Genomic DNA, 19,056 nt, shown 5'->3' on the forward strand with positions numbered 1-19,056 from the left:
TTCGCGGCGGTCCCCCCTCCCCTCCTCCGGGGAGAAACTCGCGCCGTATCCTTCGCCTTTCCACTTGCGACCCTCGCCGCTTCGGCTAAAGCGCGGCGCGTTGTCGGGGTCCTGCCCCGGCGGCATGATCGCGCCGGTGCCCGCAAGGGCTTCAAAGGGAATGCGGTGCGGGCCGATCGGCCCCAATCCGCGGCTGTCCCTGCAACTGTAAGCGGTGAGCGAGACGTGCACGCGTCCCCGACCAGGGACGCAGCCACTGGGGCAACCTGGGAAGGCGCGCGTCGAGCCTTGACCCGCGAGCCAGGAGACCTGCCAGCGCTGTCGCTCATCGCCTTGGCCCAGGGGGTGGCCGCGGCGCGGGACCTGCTTCCGTTCGAGCGACGAAGCCGCGCGGCCTGGGGGCCGTGAACGGCGCCGTTCGTTCGGGGCACCGCGTTCGCCTCCTCGCCCGGCGCCCTCGTCCGCCACGGACAGCCCCCGACTGCGTCCTTTGGAGCAACGCGGGGGAAGAACCATGAACAAGACCCAGATTTCGTTGATCGCGCTGGCGGCCGCATCGTTCGGAGCGCCGGCCTTTGCCCAGACCGACCCGAGCCAGCCGGCGCGCGATGCCGACGGCAATCCCATCGTCGTCACCGCATCGCGCTCCGCCGGCGCGGTCGAGGCAGCGGACGTGCCCGCCTCGCTCACCGTCCTGTCCGCCGAGGATCTGGCCGAGCGGCAGACGCGCTTCGTCAGCGACGTGCTGCGCGACGTCCCCGGCCTGGCGGTCAGCCAGACGGGCGGTCGCGGTGGCCTGACGCAGGTCCGAATTCGCGGCAGCGAGAGCAACCACGTCCTCGTCCTGGTCGACGGGATCGAGGTGTCCGACCCCTATCAGGGCGAGTTCGACTTCAACACGCTGATCGCCGACGACGGCGCCCGGATCGAGGTGCTGCGCGGGCAGCAATCCTCGCTCTACGGCTCCGACGCGATCGGCGGCGTCATCCATTACATCACCGCCACGGGCCGCGAGGCGCCGGGCATCTCGATCCGGGCGGAGGGGGGATCGTTCGGGACCGCAGCGGGCAATGCACGCATCGCAGGGGCCGGCGAGACGGTCGACTATGCGGTCACCGGCACGCTTTATCGCACCGATGGTCAGCCGACCGCGCGGGGCGGCGTCCGCGATGTCGGCGTCACCAGCGCCGCGGGCAGCGCCAAGCTGAGCTGGACGCCGTCCGACAATCTGCGCCTGACGGCGGTCGGCCGCTACAGCTTCACCGATGCGCTGACCAACAACAGCGATGGCGATTTCACCAGCCCCACCTTCGGCTACACCGTCGACAGCCCCGGCGTCCGCACGCGGATCGACGGCGCCTATGGCCTCGTCCGCGGCGATCTCTCGCTGCTCGACGGCCGCTGGACCCATGCGCTGACCGGCCAGGTCGCCGATACCGTCCGCCAGGGCCTGTCGCCCGCCGGCGTCGATTACGGGAACAAGGGACGCCGCTGGAAGGGCAGCTACGAAACCGGCCTGCGGCTCGGCGACGACAATGTCGGCCACCGGCTGACCGGCGCGGTCGATTACGAGCATGAGGCGTATCGGACGACCACCCCCTCCCCCTTCGCGTTCCAGGGGCGTCGCACGACCGAGAATTGGGGCTTTGTCGGCCAGTATGAGCTGACCGTCGGCGACGCGCTGTCGGCCGGCGCCAGCGTCCGCCACGATGCCAATGACCGCTTCGCCGACACGACGACTTGGCGCGCGCAGGCCGGCTATCGCCTGCCCTTCGGCCTGCGTGTTCGCGGCGCCTATGGCGCCGGCGTCAAGAACCCCGGCTATTTCGAGCTCTTCGGCTATTCGGACGGGCGCTATATCGGCAATCCGAACCTCAGGCCCGAGCGGTCGGAGGGCTGGGAAGCCGGCGTCGATCAGGAGGTCGGCACGCGCGCGACGATCGGCGCGACCTACTTCGACAACCGGCTGAAGGACGAGATCTTCACGACCTTTCCCGCGCCCGATTTCGTCGCGACGCCGGCGAACCGGACGACCCGGTCGAAGCAGCACGGCGTCGAGGCGTTCGTGTCCGCGCGGCCCGTCGATCAGCTCAAGATCGATCTCGCCTACACCTATCTCGATGCCGAGGAGAATGGCGTCGAGGAGATCCGCCGGCCGCGCCACATCGGCAGCGTCAACGTCACCGCGTTCAGCGCCGACAAGCGGCTGTCGGGCACGTTCACCGCGCGCTATAACGGTCGCCAGCTCGACAGCGCCTTCATCGACCCCAGCTTCGTGCCCGTCACCGTCGAGCTTGAGGAATTCGTGATGGTCAATCTCGCGCTCGACTACCGCCTGACCGATGCGGTGTCGCTGTTTGGGCGCGTCGAGAACCTCGTCGGCGAGCGGAACGAGGAAGTGTTCAGCTTCGTCGGCACCGGCCGCGGCGCTTACGGCGGCGTTCGGGCGCGCTTCTGATGCGAGCGGCGGCGGCATCGCTGATGCTGCTGCTGTTGGTGGGCGGGTGCAGCCAGCATCCGCCCGCCGTCCCGTCCGCGGTCGCCCGGCCGCTGCGGGTGATGAGCGTCAACCAGTGCACCGACCAGATCGTGCTCGCGCTGCTTCCGCCCGAGCGGATCGCGTCGGTCAGCTGGTTGTCGCACGATCCGGCGGGGTCGCTGATGGCGCCCGCGGCCGCTCGCGTCGCCGTCAATCATGGCCAGGCCGAGGAAGTGCTGCGACAGGCCCCCGACCTCGTGGTCGCCGGATCGTTCACGACGCCGGCACTGCGCGGCATGCTGCGCCGGATCGGCTGGCCGATGATCGAGGTCGACCATGCCCAGACCTTCGACGATATCCGCCGCACCGTCCGCCAGGTCGCCGCGGCGGTCGGCGAGCCGGCGCGCGGTGAGGCGCTGATCGCCGATATGGACGCGCGCCTGGCACAGGCCGCTCGCGGAACGACGCGCCATCCCCGCGTCGCCGCCTGGGACGGCAGCGGCTTCGGCGCGGCCGCCGGCACGCTCTACGACGAAGTGCTGACAGCCGCCGGCGCGCGCAACGTCGTGCGGGAGATGGGCGGCTACAGCTATGGTCGCCCGGACATCGAGACGCTGCTCAAGCTGGACCCCGACCTAATCGTTCAGGGCGCCGCGGTGCGTTCGGGCGGCAGCCTGGGCGACGACGTCACCCGCCACCGCGTCGTGCGCGAGCACTGGCGCGGGCGGACGCTGCGCATCTCGCAGGCTTATTATGTCTGCGGCACGCCGATGATCGGCGAGGCGGTCCTGAAGTTGCAGGGTGAAATGGCGAGATGAGGCGCGCGGCGCTCGGCCTGATCGCGCTGGCGATGGTGGCGCTGGCGGCGGCGTCGCTGCTCGCCGGGCCGGTGTGGCTGTCACCCGCGACGGTGCTGGCGGCGCTCGCCGATCCACAACCGAGCCTCGCGCGATTGCTGATCGTCGAGGTGCGACTGCCCAGGCTCGTGCTGTCGTTGATGGTCGGCGGCATCCTCGGACTCGCGGGTGCCGTGCTCCAGGGATTGCTGCGCAATCCGCTGGCCGAACCGGGGCTGCTCGGCGCGTCGTCGGGTGCGTCGCTCGGCGCGGTGATCGCGATCTACTACGGATTTGCCGCAAGTGCCGGGCTCGCCACGCCCGCCTTCGCGCTGATCGGCGCGCTGGCCGCGGTGGGGATCGCGTTTGCGCTGTCCCGGACGGGCGGCACCCTGTCGCTGATCCTGGCGGGCGTTGCGGTATCGACGCTGGCGTCGGCGGGGGTCAGCCTCGCGCTCAACCTCGCGCCCAATCCGTTCGCGGCCTACGAGATCGTCACGTGGCTGATGGGCTCGCTCGCCGACCGGAGCTGGGACCATGTCACGCTCGCCGCGCCGTTCATCGTCATCGGCGCTGTCCTCCTGTCGCTGACCGCACGCGGACTCGATGCGCTGACGCTCGGCGAGCGGCAGGCCGAAAGCCTCGGCGTCGATGTCGGGCGGCTGCGACTGCTCGCGTTGATCGGCACCGCCGCTGGGGTGGGCGCGGCGACGGCGGTGACGGGAGCGGTCGGCTTCGTCGGGCTGATCGCCCCGCACCTTGCGCGCCCGCTCGTCGGCCATCGGCCCGGCGCGGCGCTCGCGCCTGCAGCGCTGATCGGTGCGGCGCTGGTGCTCGCCGCCGATGTCGCGACCAAGATCGCCGGACCGGCGCTCGACCTCAAGCTCGGCGTCCTGATCGCGGTCGTCGGCGCGCCCTTCTTCCTGTGGCTGGTTCTTCGCGTGCGGAGTACGGCTCCGTGACGTCGCTCGCCCTGGAAGGCGTCGGCCATCTCCGCTCGGGCCGCAAGGTGCTGGAGGCGATCGACCTGCGGTTCGCGCCGGGCCGGCTGACTGCGGTGATCGGACCGAATGGGGCGGGCAAATCGACCCTGCTGGAGGTCGCTGCCGGCCTGCTGCGGCCGACGACCGGCGTCGTGATACTCGATGGTGATCCGCTGGCGACGCTCCGCTCGCGCGATCTTGCAGCGATCCGCGCCTATCTGCCGCAATCGCCGCGTGCGGAATGGCCGGTCAGTGTGGAGCGGCTCGTCGCGCTGGGGCTCAGCCAGCATCTGCCCGCGTTCGGCCGCCTCCCTGCCACATGGCAGCCGGCGATCGACGCCGCGCTCGCCCGGTTCGACCTCACCACGCTTCGCGATCGTCAGGCGACGCGGCTGTCGGGCGGCGAGTTGGCGCGTGCGATGCTGGCGCGCGCGGTCGTGGCCGAGCCCAAGCTGCTGATCGTCGATGAGCCGAGCGCCGGGCTAGATCCGCGCCACGCGCATGAGGCGGGGCGCCAGCTTCGCGCTCTGGCTGACGAGGGGTGCACGGTGATCGTCGCGCTCCACGACCTCGATCTCGCCGCGCGCATCGCGGACGATGTGGTGGCGCTAAAGGAAGGTCGCCTGCTCGCCGCCAGTGCGGCACACGACGTGCTGACCGGGCCGCTGCTCGGCGCGCTCTACGACATGCGGGTGTCGGTCGAGCGCGGCGAGCGTGGCGCCACCATCCGCTTCGGCAACTGACCGCACCCTGACCCATCGCCGTGCTTCCCATCTGCACGGGCGAACGGTAACAGCGGTATCCATATGCGAAGCGACGACCCCATCAGCGAGGCCGATCCGGCGACCGGACGCGGGATCGTCACGTCGTTCGACGTCGCGGCGGCAGCGGGCGTGTCGCAGTCGACGGTGTCGCGCGCGCTCCGCAATCTCGACAGCGTCAGCGCCGAAACGCGCGAGCGTGTGCTTGGGGCGGCGCAGCAGCTCGGCTATCTTCCCGACCTGCGCGCCGCGCGGCTGCGACAGGCGACGACGGGCTGCATCGCGCTGGTCCTGATCGTGCCGCCGGGGACCGGCCGCGCGGCGCTCAATCCCTTCTATTACGACCTTGTCGCCGCGATCGAGGCGGCGGCGGCGGCCGAGGGGCGGCGGATCCTGCTCTCTTTCCAGGCCGAGGATGCCGGATTCGATGCCGAGTTCGAGCAGCGGCGCGAGGCCGACGGGATGATCGTCGTCGGCAGCGCGACCAATGGCGCGGGCTGGACGCACTTTACTCGCGCTGCGCAGCAGGGTCGCCGCGTGGTCGGCTGGGGCTCGCCGCACGACCGCCTTCCCACCGTTCGTGCCGATAATCGCGACGGCGCGCGCCAGGCGGTCGAGCACCTTTATGCGCAGGGTCGCCGCCGCATTGCCTTCGCCGGTCCGGGCTGGGAACGGCATGCCGCCTATGCCGAGCGGCGCGAGGGCTATCTGGCGGCGCTTGCCGAGCGCGGGCTCGAGCCGATCGACGTGTCGGGCGCGACGGTCGGCGAGCGCGAGGAACAGGGTGCCGCCGCAATCGCCGGTCTGACCGACGTGACGCCGCAGCCCGATGCGCTGTTCGCCGCGAGCGACCTGGTGGCGCTCGGCGCGCTGCGCGCGCTGCGGGCGCGCGGCCTTCGCGTGCCCGACGATGTCGCGGTGGTCGGCTTCGACGGCATCCAGGGCGTACGGCATTGCGATCCCGCACTGACCACCGTCGCGCAGGACGTCGGGGCGGCTGGCCGAGCGCTCGTGGATGCGCTCCTGCGCAACATTGCGGGCGCGCCCGCGCATGGCGGCCGCGTCCCCGTCCGGCTTATCGTACGCGGCAGTACCTGAGCGCGGCTTGCCCTTGCGGACCGCGCACCGCATCAATGTGGATCAAGCGCGTAGGAGGAGAGCCCGATGGCGACGGCGATAGACGATCGGTTGGTCCGCTATAACGGCGTGTCGCGCACGCTGCACTGGATCATCGCGGTGCTCGTCATCCTCAACCTTGCCGGCGGACTGCTGCACGACGCGCTAGAGGGTGTGGTCGCGGTGATGCCGTTCCACAAGGCGACCGGCATCCTGATCCTGGCGCTGACGCTGGCGCGGATCGGCTGGCGGTTGACGCACCGCCCGCCGGCCTATCCCACGCATGTTCGCGGGCTGGAGCTTGCCGGCGCCTGGACCGTGCATATCGGCCTCTATGCGCTGATGCTGCTGATGCCGCTCACCGGCTGGATCATGAGCTCGGCCGGTCGCTATCCGCTCACTTTCTACGGCCTGTTCGACATTCCCAAGTTCGCGGTCACGCGCGAAGACCCGATCACCGGCATCGCCGCCAACGGGCACGGTCTGCTCGGCTGGCTCATGCTGGCGATGGTCGTGCTGCATGTCGCGGCGGCGATGCGCCACCACTTCATCCTCAAGGACAATGTACTCCGCCGGATGGCGTGACCGGGCGCCGAAGTTCAGCGCCCGCCCCGCCCCTCACTTCAAGGTCGCGGTATCGAGGTTGAGCGCGCTCGCCGGCACGACTTCCAGGTTCGGATACGCCTTACGCAGCGGCTCGACGAAGCTCTTGGCGTCGCCGACGACGACGATGCTCGCGCCCTTGGTGTCGAACAGCCGCGCCGCCGCGGCCTGCACCGCCGCCGGATCGACCCCCTCGATTGAGGGAATGAAGCGATTGAGCTCATCGATCCCGACCTGCTCGACGACATAATCGCCCACCAGATCGGCGATCCCGGCGTTGGTCTCGATCGTCCGCCCGAAGCTGCCGACCAGCACCGCCTTGCGCGTGCCGAGCTCGGCCACCGGCGCGGGCTGGCTGCCCAGGCGCTGCATCTCGGCGGTGATGATCGACACCACCTCCGGCGCGGAGGGGTTCTTGGTCTGGGTGGCCGCACTGAACGGCCCAACGCCGCGGCGGGCATCCAGGCTCGACCGCGCGCCGTAGGCGAGGCCGCGCTTGATGCGGATCTCCTGATTGAGGCGTGAGGTGAAGCCGACGCCCAGCGTCGCATTGGCGACCTGGCCGGCATAGAATTGCGGGTCGGCGCGCGCGATGCCCGGCCGCGCGACGACGACGCCCGCCTGACCCGCATCGGGCAGATCGACGACCACCACCCGCGGCGCCGGTACCGCGCCATCGACCTTGGCGGCGGGGGCCGCCGCACCCTGCCCGCGCCAATCGCCGAACAGCTTCTGCGCCAGCACCTGTCCGGCCGCCGCCCGTACGTCGCCGACGAGGATCAGCGCGCTGCGCTCCGGCCGCCAGCTTGCGCGATAGGCCGCCGTCAGGTCAGCCGGCGTTATCGTCTTGAGGCTGGCCGGCGTGCCGCTCTCCGGATTGCCATAGGGTTGCGCGCCGAAGACTGCGCGCGCCGCGACGAACTGCGACAGCGCGCCGGGGTCCTTCAGCTGGACGGTCAGTCCGTCGATCGACTGCGCGCGGGCGCGGTCGAGTTCCTCGATCGCAAAGGCAGGGTTGCGGGCGACGTCCGCCAGGATCGCCATCGCCGGTGCAAGCTGGTCCGACTTGACCGACAGCGATACCGCGGCGCCGTCCCACTCGGCATCGCTGCCGATCGAGCCGCCGAGCGACTCGACCGCCTGCGCGATCTCGGTCGCGCTGCGCGTCCTGGTGCCCTTGGTCAGCAGCCCCGCGGTCATGCCGGCGAGCCCCGCCTTGCCTGCGGGATCGAGCGCCGCACCGCCCTCCGCGACCATTTGTGCGGACACGAGCGGCAGGCCGGGCCGGTCGACGACGATGACGCGCATCCCGTTGGCGAGCTTGGTTTCGACCGGCCGCGGCAGCGTCGGGACGATCGCCGCGCCGGGCGCGGGCGGCGCGATGCGCTCGGCAGCGCTCGCCTGCTGGTGGATGACGATACCCGGCGGAACGGTCAGCGGCGTGGCGCGCACGGTGGAGGCGATGGCGATCGTGTCGCCCTTCTGCCCGTTCGCCGCGTCAGTTCCGTTATAGAGGATCGTCGAGGCGCGCTGCGGCGTCAGGTATCGGCGCGCGACGCGCTGGACGTCGGCAGCGGTGACCGCGGCGACCGCGGCCAGCCGCTTGTCGGCGGCGGCTGGATCGCGTTCGACGATCACCCCTTGGGCGAGCTGGAACGCCTTCCCCTCCGCCGTTTCGCGGCTTTGCAGCGCTTCGGTCAGCAGCTCGTTCTTGGCCTCGGCGAGTTCGGCGGCGGTGACCGGCGCGTCGCGAAGCCGCGCGATCTCGCCCGTCAGGCCCGCCTCGCCCTGCGCGGCGGTCTTGCCGCCGGCCAGGATCGCGTAGACGCTGAACAGCCCGGTGCCCTGCTTGGCCTCATAGAAGCTCGACGCCTGCGCCGCGGTCTGATCGCGATAGACGAGGCTCTGGTACAGGCGCGAATTCTCGCCGCCCGCCAGCACGGTGTTCAGCACCGACAGCGCGGCGGCATCCGGGCTGTTCGCCGGCGGGATCGGCCAGCTCACCAGCACCGCCGGCAGCGGCGTGTTGGGCTCATAGACGGTGTAGCGCTTGGCCGCAGTCGGCTCCGGCTCGGCCACCGTCACGCGCGGGATCGGCCGATCGGGGCGCTTGATCCCGGCGAAATACTTGTCGACCCAGGCGTCCAACTGGCGCGGATCGAAATTGCCTGCGACCACCAGCACCGCATTATCGGGCCGGTAATAGGTCGCGTGAAAGGCGCGGATGTCCTCGACCGTGGCGGCGTCCAGATCCTCGATGCTGCCGATCCCCGGCCGGGCGTAGGGATGGACGCGGTACGCCGACATCGGGCGATAGAGGTAGAACAGCTTGCCATAGGGCTGCGCGAGCACGCGGCTGCGCAGTTCCTCCTTCACGACGTCGCGCTCGGAGGCGAACACCTTCGGATCGACGACGAGCGAGGCCATCCGGTCCGCCTCGGCGAACAGCAGCCGCTGGAGGTGGTTGGCCGGCACCACCTCGTAATAGTTGGTGTAATCGTCGTCGGTGGACGCGTTGTTGTAGCCGCCGACATCCTCGGTCAGCCGGTCGAGCTGCTCGTCGACCAGGTTGCGCGTGCCCTTGAACATCAGATGCTCGAACATGTGCGCGAAGCCCGATCGGCCGGCGGGATCGTCCTTCGACCCCACATCGTACCACACCTGCACCGACACGTTCGCCGTCTTGGTGTCGCGGATGGCATACACGCGCAGGCCGTTGGGGAGCGTACGCTGGGTGAAGGCGATCGGCTCGACACGGGTCGTGGCGGCGGCGGGCGCACGCTGCGCGAGCGCGGGGACGGGCGAGAGCAAGGTGGCGGCGAGCAGGACGGCGGCGAGACGGGGCATCGGTGACTCCGGAAACGATCGGGCGAGTTGTGGCGCCGCGGCGGCGGCTGTCAATCTTGCGCCGCCGTCGGTTAGCAGCGGCGCCGATCGTCCCGCGATCGGACAGCTGCGAATCGCCCCCTCAATTCTTTACGTCCCGTGCGTTATGGGCGGCGCGATGAAGGTGCGGCGGATCAGCGGACGAGCGGCGGCGGGCGCAATTGCGCTCGCCTGCGTCGCCGCGTTCGGCGCACACGCCACCATCGCCAGTCGCGATCAGGACGAGACGCCGGCGCCCGCCCTGTCGGACGGGTACGATGCCGGCGATCACTTCCCGGGCGCGGCGCTGGAGACGGCGATCGCCGACAACGCAGCGCCCGCGCCCGGCACGACGGGGACGATGCCGCTGCCCGACCTGCCGGTGCCGAGCGACGCCGTGCTGACCGCGGCGGCAGGGATCGTCGCCGCCCAGCCGTTTCGCCTGCGCGGGTCGGCGATCGACCAGTCGCGCGCGCTGCAATGCCTGACCACCGCCATCTATTACGAGGCGGCGAGCGAGCCCGATGCGGGGCAGCAGGCGGTGGCGCAGGTGATCCTCAACCGCGTCCGCCACCCGGCGTTTCCGGCGACGGTGTGCGGCGTGGTCTACCAGGGCTCCGACAAGCGCGGTTGCCAGTTCAGCTTTGCCTGCGACGGGTCGATGGCACGCGTGCCGGCGCGCCGCTGGTGGGACCGCGCGCAACGGGTCGCCGCCGCAGCGCTGAACGGTCAGGTGTTCGCGCCGGTGGGGCTGGCGACGCATTATCACACCTATGCGGTGACCCCGTCGTGGAACCGCGGCCTCGTCATGACCGATGTCGAGGGCGCGCACTTCTTCCATCGCTGGAAGGGCTATTGGGGCACCGCCTCCGCCTTCCGAGATCGATATTTCGGCGGCGAGCCGGCGCCCGCGCCGCTCCGGCCGGCGATCACCCTGGCTGCCGCGAGTCCGGCGATGCCGGTGGAAGTCGCGGCGCCCGCGCTGGTCGTGCCCGGCATTCCGGCCCCGCCCACCGCAGCGCTCGTCACCCCGCCGCAGCAGGTACAGGCGCCCTATGTCGACAGCGGCACCGCCGTCGCCGACCGATCGGGCGACTCGCAGATCCTCGACAAGTGGAAGGATGCGGGCAAGCCGATCCGGTGAGCGCATGTCCCACGAACACGACGTCACCCCGGACTTGATCCGGGGTCCCGCTTCTTCTGCGTTGACCAAACAGCGGGACCCCGGATCAAGTCCGGGGTGACGAAGGAAGGGCGGCCCCGCTTGGAGCCGCCCGCGCCCTGGTTACCAGCGGCGCCCCTGGCGATCGTTCTTCTGGACCTTGATCCGGGCCGACAGCGCATCGAAACGGCGGTCGAGGTCGCGGCGCTCGCCGACCGACAATCCGCCGCCCGAGCGGCGATACTGGCGCTCCAGCACCTGAAGGTCACGGAACTGGGTGCGCAGGCGCACCGCCTCGCGCCGGTTGAGCGAGCCCGAGCGGACACCCTGGTCGATCCGCTGCTCCAGCCGCGCCTGACGCGCATTGATAGACTGCCATGCCTGAGCACTGGCGGCGACGGGCAGCGAGGTCGCGGCGACGGCAAGGCCCGCGATCATCAGCGAAAACTTCTTCATGGTTTCTCTCCTCCGAACACGGCCGGGGCGGCCGATGGATGGAGATATGGAACGCACCTGTCGCACCGATATCGCGGGGATCGTGCGAAATTGTCGCAAGCCATCCCCGCTCCGCCGCGTTCGTTCAGGTCAGTCCATGCCGGGATAGGTGTTGAACTTGGGCAGGTCGGGGACGGTGTCGAGCCATGCCAGTCGGTCACGAACCATGATCTCGGCGCCCGGCGGCGCGGCCTCGGGCGTGTCGAGCGTCGCCGACTGGACGTCGACCAGCCCCGGCAGCACCGCGGGATTGCGATAGAAGAGCCCGGTGCCACAAGTGCCGCAGAACTCCCGCGTGACGCCCGGCGAGGATTCATGCCGCACCGGCGTTCCCTCGACCGAAACGGCCTCCTCCTTGAACGCGATCCAGCCGACCATCGGCGCACCCGATGCGCGGCGGCAATCGGCGCAATGACAGATCGCGTGATGCTCGGCGCTCCCCTCCGCCGAATAGCGGACCGCGCCGCACTGGCATCCACCCGTCATCGTCATGGCTTCCTCCCGACTCGTGTTCGATGTATGTTCCCACGGCGATGCCGCTGTGGCAAGCACCGCGCTTGCCGCTCCACCCCCCTCTCCCTACGTGCGAAACGATGACCGATCCGCGACAAGAACTGGCCGACCCACCGTACCTGAAGGGCCTCAACCCGCCGCAGCGCGAGGCGGTGCTGACCACCGATGGGCCGGTGCTGGTGCTGGCGGGCGCGGGTACGGGCAAGACCGCGGCGCTGACCGCCCGGCTCGCGCACCTCATCTACACGCGCAAGGCTTGGCCGTCGGAGATCCTGGCCGTCACCTTCACCAACCGCGCCGCGCGCGAGATGCGCGAACGCGTCGGCCGGCTGGTCGGCGACGCGGTCGAGGGGATGCCGTGGCTCGGCACCTTCCACTCGATCGGTGCCAAGATGCTGCGCCGCCATGCCGAACTGGTCGGGCTCCAGTCGAACTTCACCATCCTCGACACCGACGATCAACTTCGCCTGCTCAAGCAGCTCATCACCGCCGCCGACCTTGACGAGAAGCGCTGGCCCGCGCGCTCGCTCGCCGGACTGATCGACGAGTGGAAGAACAAGGGCTGGACGCCCGAGGACGTCGATGCGGGCGAAAGCGAGCGCTACGCCAATGGTCGCGGCCAGGATCTGTACCGCCAGTATCAGGCGCGCCTGCTCGCGGTGAACGCTTGCGATTTCGGCGACCTGCTGCTCCACGCGCTGACGCTGCTCAGGGGCAATCGCGAAGTGCTGGAGCAGTATCAGCAGCGCTTCCGCTATATCATGGTCGACGAGTATCAGGACACCAACAGCGTCCAGTATCTCTGGCTGCGCCTGCTCGCGCAGCAGCGCCGCAACCTGTGCTGCGTCGGCGACGACGACCAGTCGATCTATTCCTGGCGCGGCGCGCAGGTCGAGAACATCCTGCGGTTCGAGCGCGACTTTCCCGGCGCGACGGTGATCCGGCTGGAGCAGAATTATCGCTCGACGCCGCACATCCTGGGCGCGGCGGGCGGCGTGATCGCGCACAATGGCGGCCGGCTGGGCAAGACGCTCTGGACCGAGCTCGACGCGGGCGAGAAGGTGCGCGTTCTCGGCGTCTGGGATGGGCCGGAGGAAGCGCGCCGCGTCGGCGAGGAGATCGAAAGCCAGCAGCGCCGCGGCCTCAGCCTGGACGACGTCGCCATCCTGGTGCGCGCGCAGCATCAGACGCGCGAGTTCGAGGATCGCTTCATCGCGATCGGCATGCCGTATCGCATCGTCGGCGGCTTCCGCTTCTACGAGCGGGCCGAGATCCGCGATGCGCTGGCATATCTGCGCGTCGTGTCACAGCCGGCCGACGACCTCGCCTTCGAACGGATCGTCAACGTGCCCAAGCGCGGTCTGGGCGACAAGGCAGTTCAGAAGGTGCACCAGCTCGCCCGTGCCGAGGGCCTGCCGCTGACCAGCGCCGCCGCGCGCATCCTCGACACCGACGAGCTGACGCCGCAGGCGCGCCGGTCGCTCGGCAATCTGGTCGGCGACATCGCGCGCTGGCGGCAGATGGGCCAGGAGCTGCCCCACCCCGAACTCGCCCGGCAGCTGCTGGACGAGAGCGGCTACACCGCGATGCTCCAGAACGAGAAGTCGGCGGAGGCGGCCGGGCGGCTGGAGAACCTGTCCGAACTGATCCGCGCGATGGAGGAATATGAGAGCCTGGGCGCGTTCCTCGAGCATGTCAGCCTGGTGATGGAGCGCGAAGGCGGCGTTCGTCAGCCAGAGGTGACGATCATGACGATCCATGCCGCCAAGGGGCTCGAGTTCGACACCGTCTTCCTCGCCGGCTGGGAAGAGGGCCTCTTCCCCTCGCAGCGCGCACTCGACGAGGGCGGGACGGCGAGCCTGGAGGAGGAACGTCGCCTCGCCTATGTCGCGATCACGCGGGCGCGGCGGCGGGCGACGATCCTCCACGCCGCCAATCGTCGCATCTATGGTCAGTGGACGAGCTCGCTCCCCAGCCGCTTCGTCGGCGAGCTCCCGCCCGAGCATATCGAGGCGGAGACGACCATGTCGGGCGGGGAGAGCCTGTGGCGCGCCAACTGGTCCGAGCGCGCCGATCCGTTTGCCGACGTGGGCCGCGGCACCGGGCGGGGCCCCGGTTGGCAGCGGGCGGCTGCGGGCGGCTTCACCCGCGACCCGCCGCGCGTGGTCGAGGCGCGCGCATCGGCGATCAGCTTCGGCAACAAGGGGCGAGACGACCTGTCCAAGGGGATGCGCGTCTTCCACCAGAAGTTCGGCTACGGCACGATCGACGCGATCGAGGGTAACAAGCTTGAGGTCGAGTTCGAGCAGGCCGGGCGCAAGCGGGTGATGGACAGCTTCGTGTCGATCGGGTGAGCGACTGCGTCGACGTCACCCCGGACTTGATCCGGGGTCTCGCTTCTTCTGCTAGGTTGGAAAGGAGCGGGACCCCGGATCAAGTCCGGGGTGACGAGGGGTGGAAGCAACAACAGGTAAAGAATTGCCGTTTATGGCGGGCCGGTGACGCCGCCATCCCCCGCTCGTGACGCTACCGTGCCCGCCGGTGCCGCCCGCTGGATGGATGCGCTGCGCGGCGTGCTTGCGCTGGTTGTCGCCTTCTCGCACGGCTGGGGGCTGATCGTCGCCGATCACCGGCCGGGTGATGCGCTGGTCGGTCGCCCGTTCTTCTTTCTCGCCGGGTTTGCGCATCCGGCGGTCATGCTGTTTTTCGTGCTCAGCGGCTTCTGGATCGCCAAGAGCGTCGCCTCGCTCGACGCGCGGGGCTGGTCGTGGCGGAGCTACCTGACCGATCGCTGGAGCCGGCTCGCGATCGTCATCTATCCTGCGCTGGTGATCGGCGGGCTCCTCGATGCGGCGGGGCTGTGGTGGCTGCGCACGCCGACGCATCTGGGCCAGACCGATGTCTGGTTCCTGCCGACGGATCTCACCCCGACCCTCTCGCCGATCGCAGTGATCGGCAATTTTGCCTTCGTGCAGCACATCCTCGTCCACCCGCTCGGCAGCAATGGGCCGCTCTGGAGCGTGGCGTACGAGTTCTGGTTCTATCTCTGGTTCGCCGCGCTCTGGCTCGCGTTCCGGCATCGGCGGCCCGAGCCGCTGCTGCTGACGCTGGCGCTCGGCCTCGCCTTCCCCGCGATCCTCTACGGCTTCTCGGCCTGGCTGACCGGTGCCCTGGCCTATCATGCGCGCGGGCGCCTCGGTGCGCGGGCGCTGGTCCCGCTTGGGGTACTCCTGGGCGTCACGCTGCTCTGGGCGCGAATGGGCGATTGGTTCGCGGAGGACCTGATCCTTGCCGCTGCCGCCGCCTTGTTCGTGGCCGCGATGGTCACGCGTGACCCCAGATTTCCCCGTGCGCTGGAGCCGCTCGCTCGCTTCGGCGCGAGCGGCAGCTTCTCGCTCTACGCGATCCACTTTCCGATCATGACGATGGCGGCGGGGCTGATCGTCGGCTCGCAGCGGTTGACGCCCGGCGTGCCGGCGATCGCCGTGGTGCTTGGCGTGCTGGCGGCGGTGCTGCTGATTGCGATCCTGTACGCCCGGATGACCGAGGCACGCACGCCGCGGCTTCGCGCCTGGCTCCAGCGCTCACGGCGACCGGCGCAGCCCGCCGAGTAGAACTCAGCGTTCGACCGCGAACACGACCTCGCCGCCATATTTGTCGTCAAGCGGGTTGAAGAGCTCGCTGACCTCGAACGGCTCTTCGGTGCGGGCGATATCGTTGAGCCCGATCAGCTTGAACGTGCCGAGCTTGACCTCACGCGGCGGCTGGCCGTTGAGACGGACCGTAACCGCATCGACGAACATGTCCCCATGCCGCGTCCAGATCGCATGCGGGGCGAGCAGCACCTCGGTACGGTTATAGGTCGCCGTCACGCACGCCTTACGTACGATTGCCTCGAAGATGGTGGGCGCGGGGCCGGCGGGCGCAGCGGGTTCGGTCACGTTGGTCTTTCCTGAGGCTTCAAAAGCGACGTCCGCCTAGCGCCTTCGCCGCGATGCAGCAACGATTGTAACCATCGATCTTGTTCCCTTTTCGGCAAGAGCCGACCCTCGGTTAAGCGGAACGTGCACGCGGCGCGCTCGTTCGAGCGGCTCCATCTGAAGGAGCCTTTTCCAATGCCCTATGTGAAGACGCAGGACGGAACCGACCTCTACGTCAAGGACTGGGGCAGCGGCCGGCCGGTCGTGCTGCTGCACGGCTGGCCGCTCAACGCCGACAGCTGGGAGCCGCAGGCGATCGCGCTGGCAGAAGCGGGGCACCGCGTCATCGCCTATGACCGGCGCGGGTTCGGTCGGTCGGGCCAGCCCTGGAGCGGCCACGACTATGACACCTATGCCGACGATCTGAAGACGGTGCTGGAGGCGGCGGGCGCCACCGAAAACGTCGCGCTGGTCGGCTTCTCGATGGGCGGCGGCGAGGTCGTCCGCTACATGAGCCGTCATGGCGGCGCGGGCGTCACGCATGCCGCGCTGATCGGGTCAGTCGCGCCCGGCATCCTCAAGTCCGATGCCAACCCCGACGGCGTGCCGGAAGCACAGCTTCAGGAGATCGCCGGCCAGATCGCTGCCGACCGCGCCAAGTTCTTCCAGAGCTTCCTGCGCGATTTCTACGGCGTCGGCGTCATCTCGCACCCGGTCAGCGACCCGCTGGTCGAGCAGTCGTGGAACGTCGCGATGCAGGCGAGCCTCCATGCGACGCTCGAGGCGGCGAAGGCGTGGGGGTTCACCGACTTCACCCCCGACCTCGCGGCGGTGAACGTGCCGACGCTCATCATCCATGGGACCAGTGACGCGACGGTGCCGATCGGCGCGACCGCGCATCGGGCGGCGCAGGGGATCGCGCGCAATCAGCTCGTCGAATATTCGGGCGCGCCGCATGGCCTGTTCGCGACCGAGAGCGACCGCCTGACGCGCGACCTGCTCACCTTTCTGGGTGGCTGATCCTCAATCGTGATGGCGATGGTGCCGCCGCCGCCACTTGGCGGCGGTGCGCACCCGCCAGAACCAGTCGGCGGCGAAATAGCCGACCACCGCGCTGACCGCCGAAATGACGAACAGCCCGAACAGCATCGCCGGCGCGGCCTCCGATAGCAGCCAGCCGATCCACTGCGACACGCTGGCGTGCGAATCGATCAGCGCCATGAAGCCCGATACGTCGGCGCTGCGCCCCAGCAGGAAATTGCCGAGCCATGCCGACGCCAGCAGGATGAAGGGCGTCGTCAGCGGATTGCTGAGGAAGGTCATCCCCGCCGCGATCGGGATGTTCGCGCGGAACGGCAGCGCCAGCATGGCGGCGCCCGCGATCTGAAGGCCGGGGATCATCAGGAAGATTCCGACGAACAGCCCCAGCGCCGTGCCACGCGGGACGGACCGGCGAGTGAACCGCCACAGCGCCGGCGCAAGCACCCGGTGCGCGACGGGTCGAAGGATGCGGACCTGCTCGAGCTGTTCGCGCGTCGGCACGTTCGCCGCGATCTGGCGCGCCAGCCAGTCCTTGCGCTTGGGTTCACGCATGTCAGCCGCGGTCGCGCAGCAGGCGCTGCTGCTCACGCTTCCAGTCTCGCTCCTTGATCGTCTCGCGCTTGTCATGCGCCTTCTTGCCCTTGGCCAGCGCCAGCTCGACCTTCGCCCGCCCGCGTCCGTTGAAATAGATGCTGAGCGGCACGAGGGTCATGCCCTCACGCGCGACCGCGCCGTGGAGCTTGCCTATCTCGCGGGCATGAAGGAGCAGTTTACGCGGACGCTTGGGCACGTGATTGTGCCGGTTGCCGTGGCTGAATTCGGGAATGTTGGCGTTGACCAGCCACACCTGCTCGTCGCGCACCTCGGCGTAGCTCTCGGCGATCGATCCCTCGCCAAAGCGCAGCGACTTCACCTCGGTACCGGTGAGCGCCAGCCCCGCCTCGTACACGTCCTCGATGAAATATTCGAAGCGCGCGCGCCGGTTCTCGGCGACGACCTTCTTCTTGTCGAACAATGTGGGGCGGGGTCGCGACATGGGATCGCGGGAGATAGGCGCGCGTTGCAGGAAAGGGAAGCCGGGTTGCGCCGTTCGCGCGGTCGCGGCATCCTGAGCGTCACTAGGATGGAGGACGAGATGGTTCGACCGTTGATCTTCACCGCCCTGCTGGCGTCATTGTCGATCCCGGCAGCGGCGCAGACAGCGCCGCGGGCCGATGGTGGCTCGCTGAGCACAATCGGGTCGCCGACGAACACCTTCGGCCATGCGCGGCCCAGCGAAGGCGTCGTGTGCCTCTACAATCGGGGGCGGAAAGCGAACGAGTGCCACAGCCGCGCCGAATGGCAGCGGATCGCCGACCGGATGGAGCCGGCCCGGCGCTGACCGTCAGCCGATGCCCGCGTGGGCGAGCGCGGCATCGACCGCGCGCTTCGATGCATCGGACGGCTCGGTCATCGGCAGGCGCAGCTCCGGCGAGAAGCCCGGACGGACCTTCGACAGCGCATTTTTGACCGGGCCGGGCGAGGCGTCACTAAACAGCGCCAGGTGAAGCGGGAACAGCTTGTCCTGAAGCTCCAGCGCTGCGGTGTAATCGCCGCGCGCGCAGGCGGCCTGGAAATCGGCACAGAGCCGCGGCGCGACGTTGGCGGTCACCGACACGCAGCCGCTTCCCCCCATCGCCAGGAAGCCGAGCGCGGTGTCGTCGTTGCCCGACAGCTGGCAGAAATCCTCGCCGCACGCTGCGCGTTGCATCGACACGCGCGCCAGCACGCCCGTCGCATCCTTGACGCCGACGAACACGCCCGGGAAGTCGGCGACCAGCTGCCCCATCGTCTCGACCGCGATGTCGGTCACGGTGCGCGCGGGAACGTTATAAAGGACGATCGGCAAGCCGCCCTCGGCCGCCAGTTTGGCGAAATGGGCATAGACGCCCGCCTGATTGGGGCGGTTGTAATAGGGCGGCACCAGCAGCGCCGCGGCCGCGCCGGCCGCCTTTGCCGCGACCATGTGCTCCAGCGCGACCGACGTGTCGTTCGACCCGCAGCCGGCGATCACCGGCACCCGCCCGTTCGCCTGATCGATGCAGACGCCCAGAACGTGGTTGTGCTCGGCGATCGACATCGTCGCCGCCTCGCCGGTCGTGCCGCAGGGGACGAGCGCGCTCGATCCCTCCTCGATCTGCCAGTCGATCAGGGCGCGAAACGTCGGTTCGTCGAAGCGGCCATCGCGGAACGGCGTGGCGAGCGCCGGAATCGAACCCGAGAACATGCTGAGAAAACTGCCC

The 19,056-nt window shown here is 69.5% G+C and carries 18 protein-coding genes and 1 riboswitch; of the genes, 11 read left to right on the forward strand and 7 right to left on the reverse strand.

Annotated elements, in window-relative coordinates:
* Window positions 1-117 precede the first annotated feature (117 nt).
* Window positions 118-331: riboswitch (cobalamin riboswitch) on the forward strand.
* 183 nt (window positions 332-514) lie between these two features.
* From RS883_RS10585 to RS883_RS10610, 6 genes are all read left to right on the forward strand, one after another.
* Window positions 515-2,458: a TonB-dependent receptor plug domain-containing protein gene (locus tag RS883_RS10585; RefSeq protein WP_315760164.1), complete on the forward strand. Its 1,944-nt coding sequence runs from the start codon at window positions 515-517 to the stop codon at window positions 2,456-2,458.
* On the forward strand, window positions 2,458-3,297 hold the full coding sequence (locus RS883_RS10590) for an ABC transporter substrate-binding protein (protein WP_315760165.1): 840 nt from the start codon (window positions 2,458-2,460) through the stop codon (window positions 3,295-3,297). Before RS883_RS10585 ends, RS883_RS10590 begins: the two co-directional genes overlap by 1 nt.
* The gene (locus tag RS883_RS10595) at window positions 3,294-4,277 is read left to right on the forward strand and encodes an iron ABC transporter permease (RefSeq protein ID WP_315760166.1); all 984 of its coding nucleotides are present in this window, start codon (window positions 3,294-3,296) and stop codon (window positions 4,275-4,277) included. Before RS883_RS10590 ends, RS883_RS10595 begins: the two co-directional genes overlap by 4 nt.
* The gene (locus RS883_RS10600) at window positions 4,274-5,041 is read left to right on the forward strand and encodes an ABC transporter ATP-binding protein (RefSeq protein ID WP_315760167.1); all 768 of its coding nucleotides are present in this window, start codon (window positions 4,274-4,276) and stop codon (window positions 5,039-5,041) included. Before RS883_RS10595 ends, RS883_RS10600 begins: the two co-directional genes overlap by 4 nt.
* A 63-nt stretch (window positions 5,042-5,104) precedes the next feature.
* Window positions 5,105-6,157, forward strand: coding sequence for a LacI family DNA-binding transcriptional regulator (locus RS883_RS10605; RefSeq protein ID WP_315760168.1), 1,053 nt, complete (start codon window positions 5,105-5,107; stop codon window positions 6,155-6,157).
* Window positions 6,158-6,223: 66 nt separating this feature from the next.
* Window positions 6,224-6,760: a cytochrome b gene (locus tag RS883_RS10610; protein WP_315760169.1), complete on the forward strand. Its 537-nt coding sequence runs from the start codon at window positions 6,224-6,226 to the stop codon at window positions 6,758-6,760.
* Between the two features lie 33 nt (window positions 6,761-6,793).
* On the opposite strand, the gene RS883_RS10615 is transcribed toward RS883_RS10610, so the two are convergent.
* Window positions 6,794-9,625: a pitrilysin family protein gene (locus tag RS883_RS10615; RefSeq protein ID WP_315760170.1), complete on the reverse strand. Its 2,832-nt coding sequence runs from the start codon at window positions 9,623-9,625 to the stop codon at window positions 6,794-6,796.
* Window positions 9,626-9,770: 145 nt separating this feature from the next.
* Between RS883_RS10615 and RS883_RS10620 the strand changes: the two genes are divergently transcribed.
* The gene (locus RS883_RS10620; RefSeq protein WP_315760171.1) at window positions 9,771-10,787 is read left to right on the forward strand and encodes a cell wall hydrolase; all 1,017 of its coding nucleotides are present in this window, start codon (window positions 9,771-9,773) and stop codon (window positions 10,785-10,787) included.
* Window positions 10,788-10,928: 141 nt separating this feature from the next.
* On the opposite strand, the gene RS883_RS10625 is transcribed toward RS883_RS10620, so the two are convergent.
* Together RS883_RS10625 and RS883_RS10630 are read right to left on the reverse strand one after the other, a co-directional pair.
* Window positions 10,929-11,261, reverse strand: a complete 333-nt coding sequence (locus RS883_RS10625) for a hypothetical protein (protein ID WP_315760172.1) — start codon at window positions 11,259-11,261, stop codon at window positions 10,929-10,931.
* A gap of 129 nt (window positions 11,262-11,390) precedes the next feature.
* Entirely contained in the window at window positions 11,391-11,792 is a 402-nt protein-coding gene (locus RS883_RS10630) for a GFA family protein (protein WP_315760173.1), read from the reverse strand.
* A 101-nt stretch (window positions 11,793-11,893) separates the two neighbouring features.
* On the opposite strand from RS883_RS10630, the gene RS883_RS10635 reads away from it, so the two are divergent.
* A complete protein-coding gene (locus tag RS883_RS10635) occupies window positions 11,894-14,167 on the forward strand; it encodes an ATP-dependent helicase (protein WP_315760174.1) in 2,274 nt (757 codons plus the stop codon).
* Window positions 14,168-14,311: 144 nt separating this feature from the next.
* Window positions 14,312-15,427, forward strand: coding sequence for an acyltransferase family protein (locus RS883_RS10640; RefSeq protein ID WP_315760175.1), 1,116 nt, complete (start codon window positions 14,312-14,314; stop codon window positions 15,425-15,427).
* Window positions 15,428-15,430: 3 nt separating this feature from the next.
* On the opposite strand, the gene RS883_RS10645 is transcribed toward RS883_RS10640, so the two are convergent.
* Entirely contained in the window at window positions 15,431-15,754 is a 324-nt protein-coding gene (locus RS883_RS10645; RefSeq protein ID WP_315760176.1) for a hypothetical protein, read from the reverse strand.
* A 174-nt stretch (window positions 15,755-15,928) separates the two neighbouring features.
* On the opposite strand from RS883_RS10645, the gene RS883_RS10650 reads away from it, so the two are divergent.
* Window positions 15,929-16,753, forward strand: coding sequence for an alpha/beta hydrolase (locus RS883_RS10650; RefSeq protein WP_315760177.1), 825 nt, complete (start codon window positions 15,929-15,931; stop codon window positions 16,751-16,753).
* 3 nt (window positions 16,754-16,756) lie between these two features.
* Here the strand turns inward: RS883_RS10650 and RS883_RS10655 are convergent, their stop codons facing one another.
* Window positions 16,757-17,326 (reverse strand): DUF2062 domain-containing protein, encoded by a 570-nt coding sequence (locus tag RS883_RS10655; RefSeq protein WP_315760178.1) that lies wholly within the window; start codon window positions 17,324-17,326, stop codon window positions 16,757-16,759.
* Window position 17,327: 1 nt separating this feature from the next.
* Window positions 17,328-17,810 (reverse strand): SsrA-binding protein SmpB, encoded by a 483-nt coding sequence (gene smpB / locus RS883_RS10660; RefSeq protein ID WP_315760179.1) that lies wholly within the window; start codon window positions 17,808-17,810, stop codon window positions 17,328-17,330.
* Window positions 17,811-17,855: 45 nt separating this feature from the next.
* Here smpB and RS883_RS10665 point away from each other — a divergent pair, with 45 nt between their 5' ends.
* A complete protein-coding gene (locus RS883_RS10665; protein ID WP_315760180.1) occupies window positions 17,856-18,155 on the forward strand; it encodes a hypothetical protein in 300 nt (99 codons plus the stop codon).
* Window positions 18,156-18,158: 3 nt separating this feature from the next.
* Here RS883_RS10665 and dapA read toward each other — a convergent pair whose 3' ends face one another.
* Window positions 18,159-19,040, reverse strand: coding sequence for a 4-hydroxy-tetrahydrodipicolinate synthase (dapA, locus tag RS883_RS10670; RefSeq protein ID WP_315760181.1), 882 nt, complete (start codon window positions 19,038-19,040; stop codon window positions 18,159-18,161).
* Window positions 19,041-19,056 lie beyond the last annotated feature (16 nt).

The organism is Sphingomonas sp. Y38-1Y, assembly GCF_032391395.1.
In the GTDB taxonomy this organism is placed as follows: domain Bacteria; phylum Pseudomonadota; class Alphaproteobacteria; order Sphingomonadales; family Sphingomonadaceae; genus Sphingomonas.

Bases quoted from the DNA above. Each gene is read 5' to 3' on its own strand.
- dapA (WP_315760181.1), bottom strand. From the start codon at position 19,040: ATGTTCTCGGGTTCGATTCCGGCGCTCGCCACGCCGTTCCGCGATGGC.
- RS883_RS10650 (WP_315760177.1), top strand. From the start codon at position 15,929: ATGCCCTATGTGAAGACGCAGGACGGAACCGACCTCTACGTCAAGGAC.
- RS883_RS10585 (WP_315760164.1), top strand. From the start codon at position 515: ATGAACAAGACCCAGATTTCGTTGATCGCGCTGGCGGCCGCATCGTTC.
- RS883_RS10625 (WP_315760172.1), bottom strand. From the start codon at position 11,261: ATGAAGAAGTTTTCGCTGATGATCGCGGGCCTTGCCGTCGCCGCGACC.
- RS883_RS10655 (WP_315760178.1), bottom strand. From the start codon at position 17,326: ATGCGTGAACCCAAGCGCAAGGACTGGCTGGCGCGCCAGATCGCGGCG.
- smpB (WP_315760179.1), bottom strand. From the start codon at position 17,810: ATGTCGCGACCCCGCCCCACATTGTTCGACAAGAAGAAGGTCGTCGCC.
- RS883_RS10590 (WP_315760165.1), top strand. From the start codon at position 2,458: ATGCGAGCGGCGGCGGCATCGCTGATGCTGCTGCTGTTGGTGGGCGGG.
- RS883_RS10610 (WP_315760169.1), top strand. From the start codon at position 6,224: ATGGCGACGGCGATAGACGATCGGTTGGTCCGCTATAACGGCGTGTCG.
- RS883_RS10630 (WP_315760173.1), bottom strand. From the start codon at position 11,792: ATGACGATGACGGGTGGATGCCAGTGCGGCGCGGTCCGCTATTCGGCG.
- RS883_RS10620 (WP_315760171.1), top strand. From the start codon at position 9,771: ATGGGCGGCGCGATGAAGGTGCGGCGGATCAGCGGACGAGCGGCGGCG.
- RS883_RS10595 (WP_315760166.1), top strand. From the start codon at position 3,294: ATGAGGCGCGCGGCGCTCGGCCTGATCGCGCTGGCGATGGTGGCGCTG.
- RS883_RS10635 (WP_315760174.1), top strand. From the start codon at position 11,894: ATGACCGATCCGCGACAAGAACTGGCCGACCCACCGTACCTGAAGGGC.
- RS883_RS10615 (WP_315760170.1), bottom strand. From the start codon at position 9,625: ATGCCCCGTCTCGCCGCCGTCCTGCTCGCCGCCACCTTGCTCTCGCCC.
- RS883_RS10605 (WP_315760168.1), top strand. From the start codon at position 5,105: ATGCGAAGCGACGACCCCATCAGCGAGGCCGATCCGGCGACCGGACGC.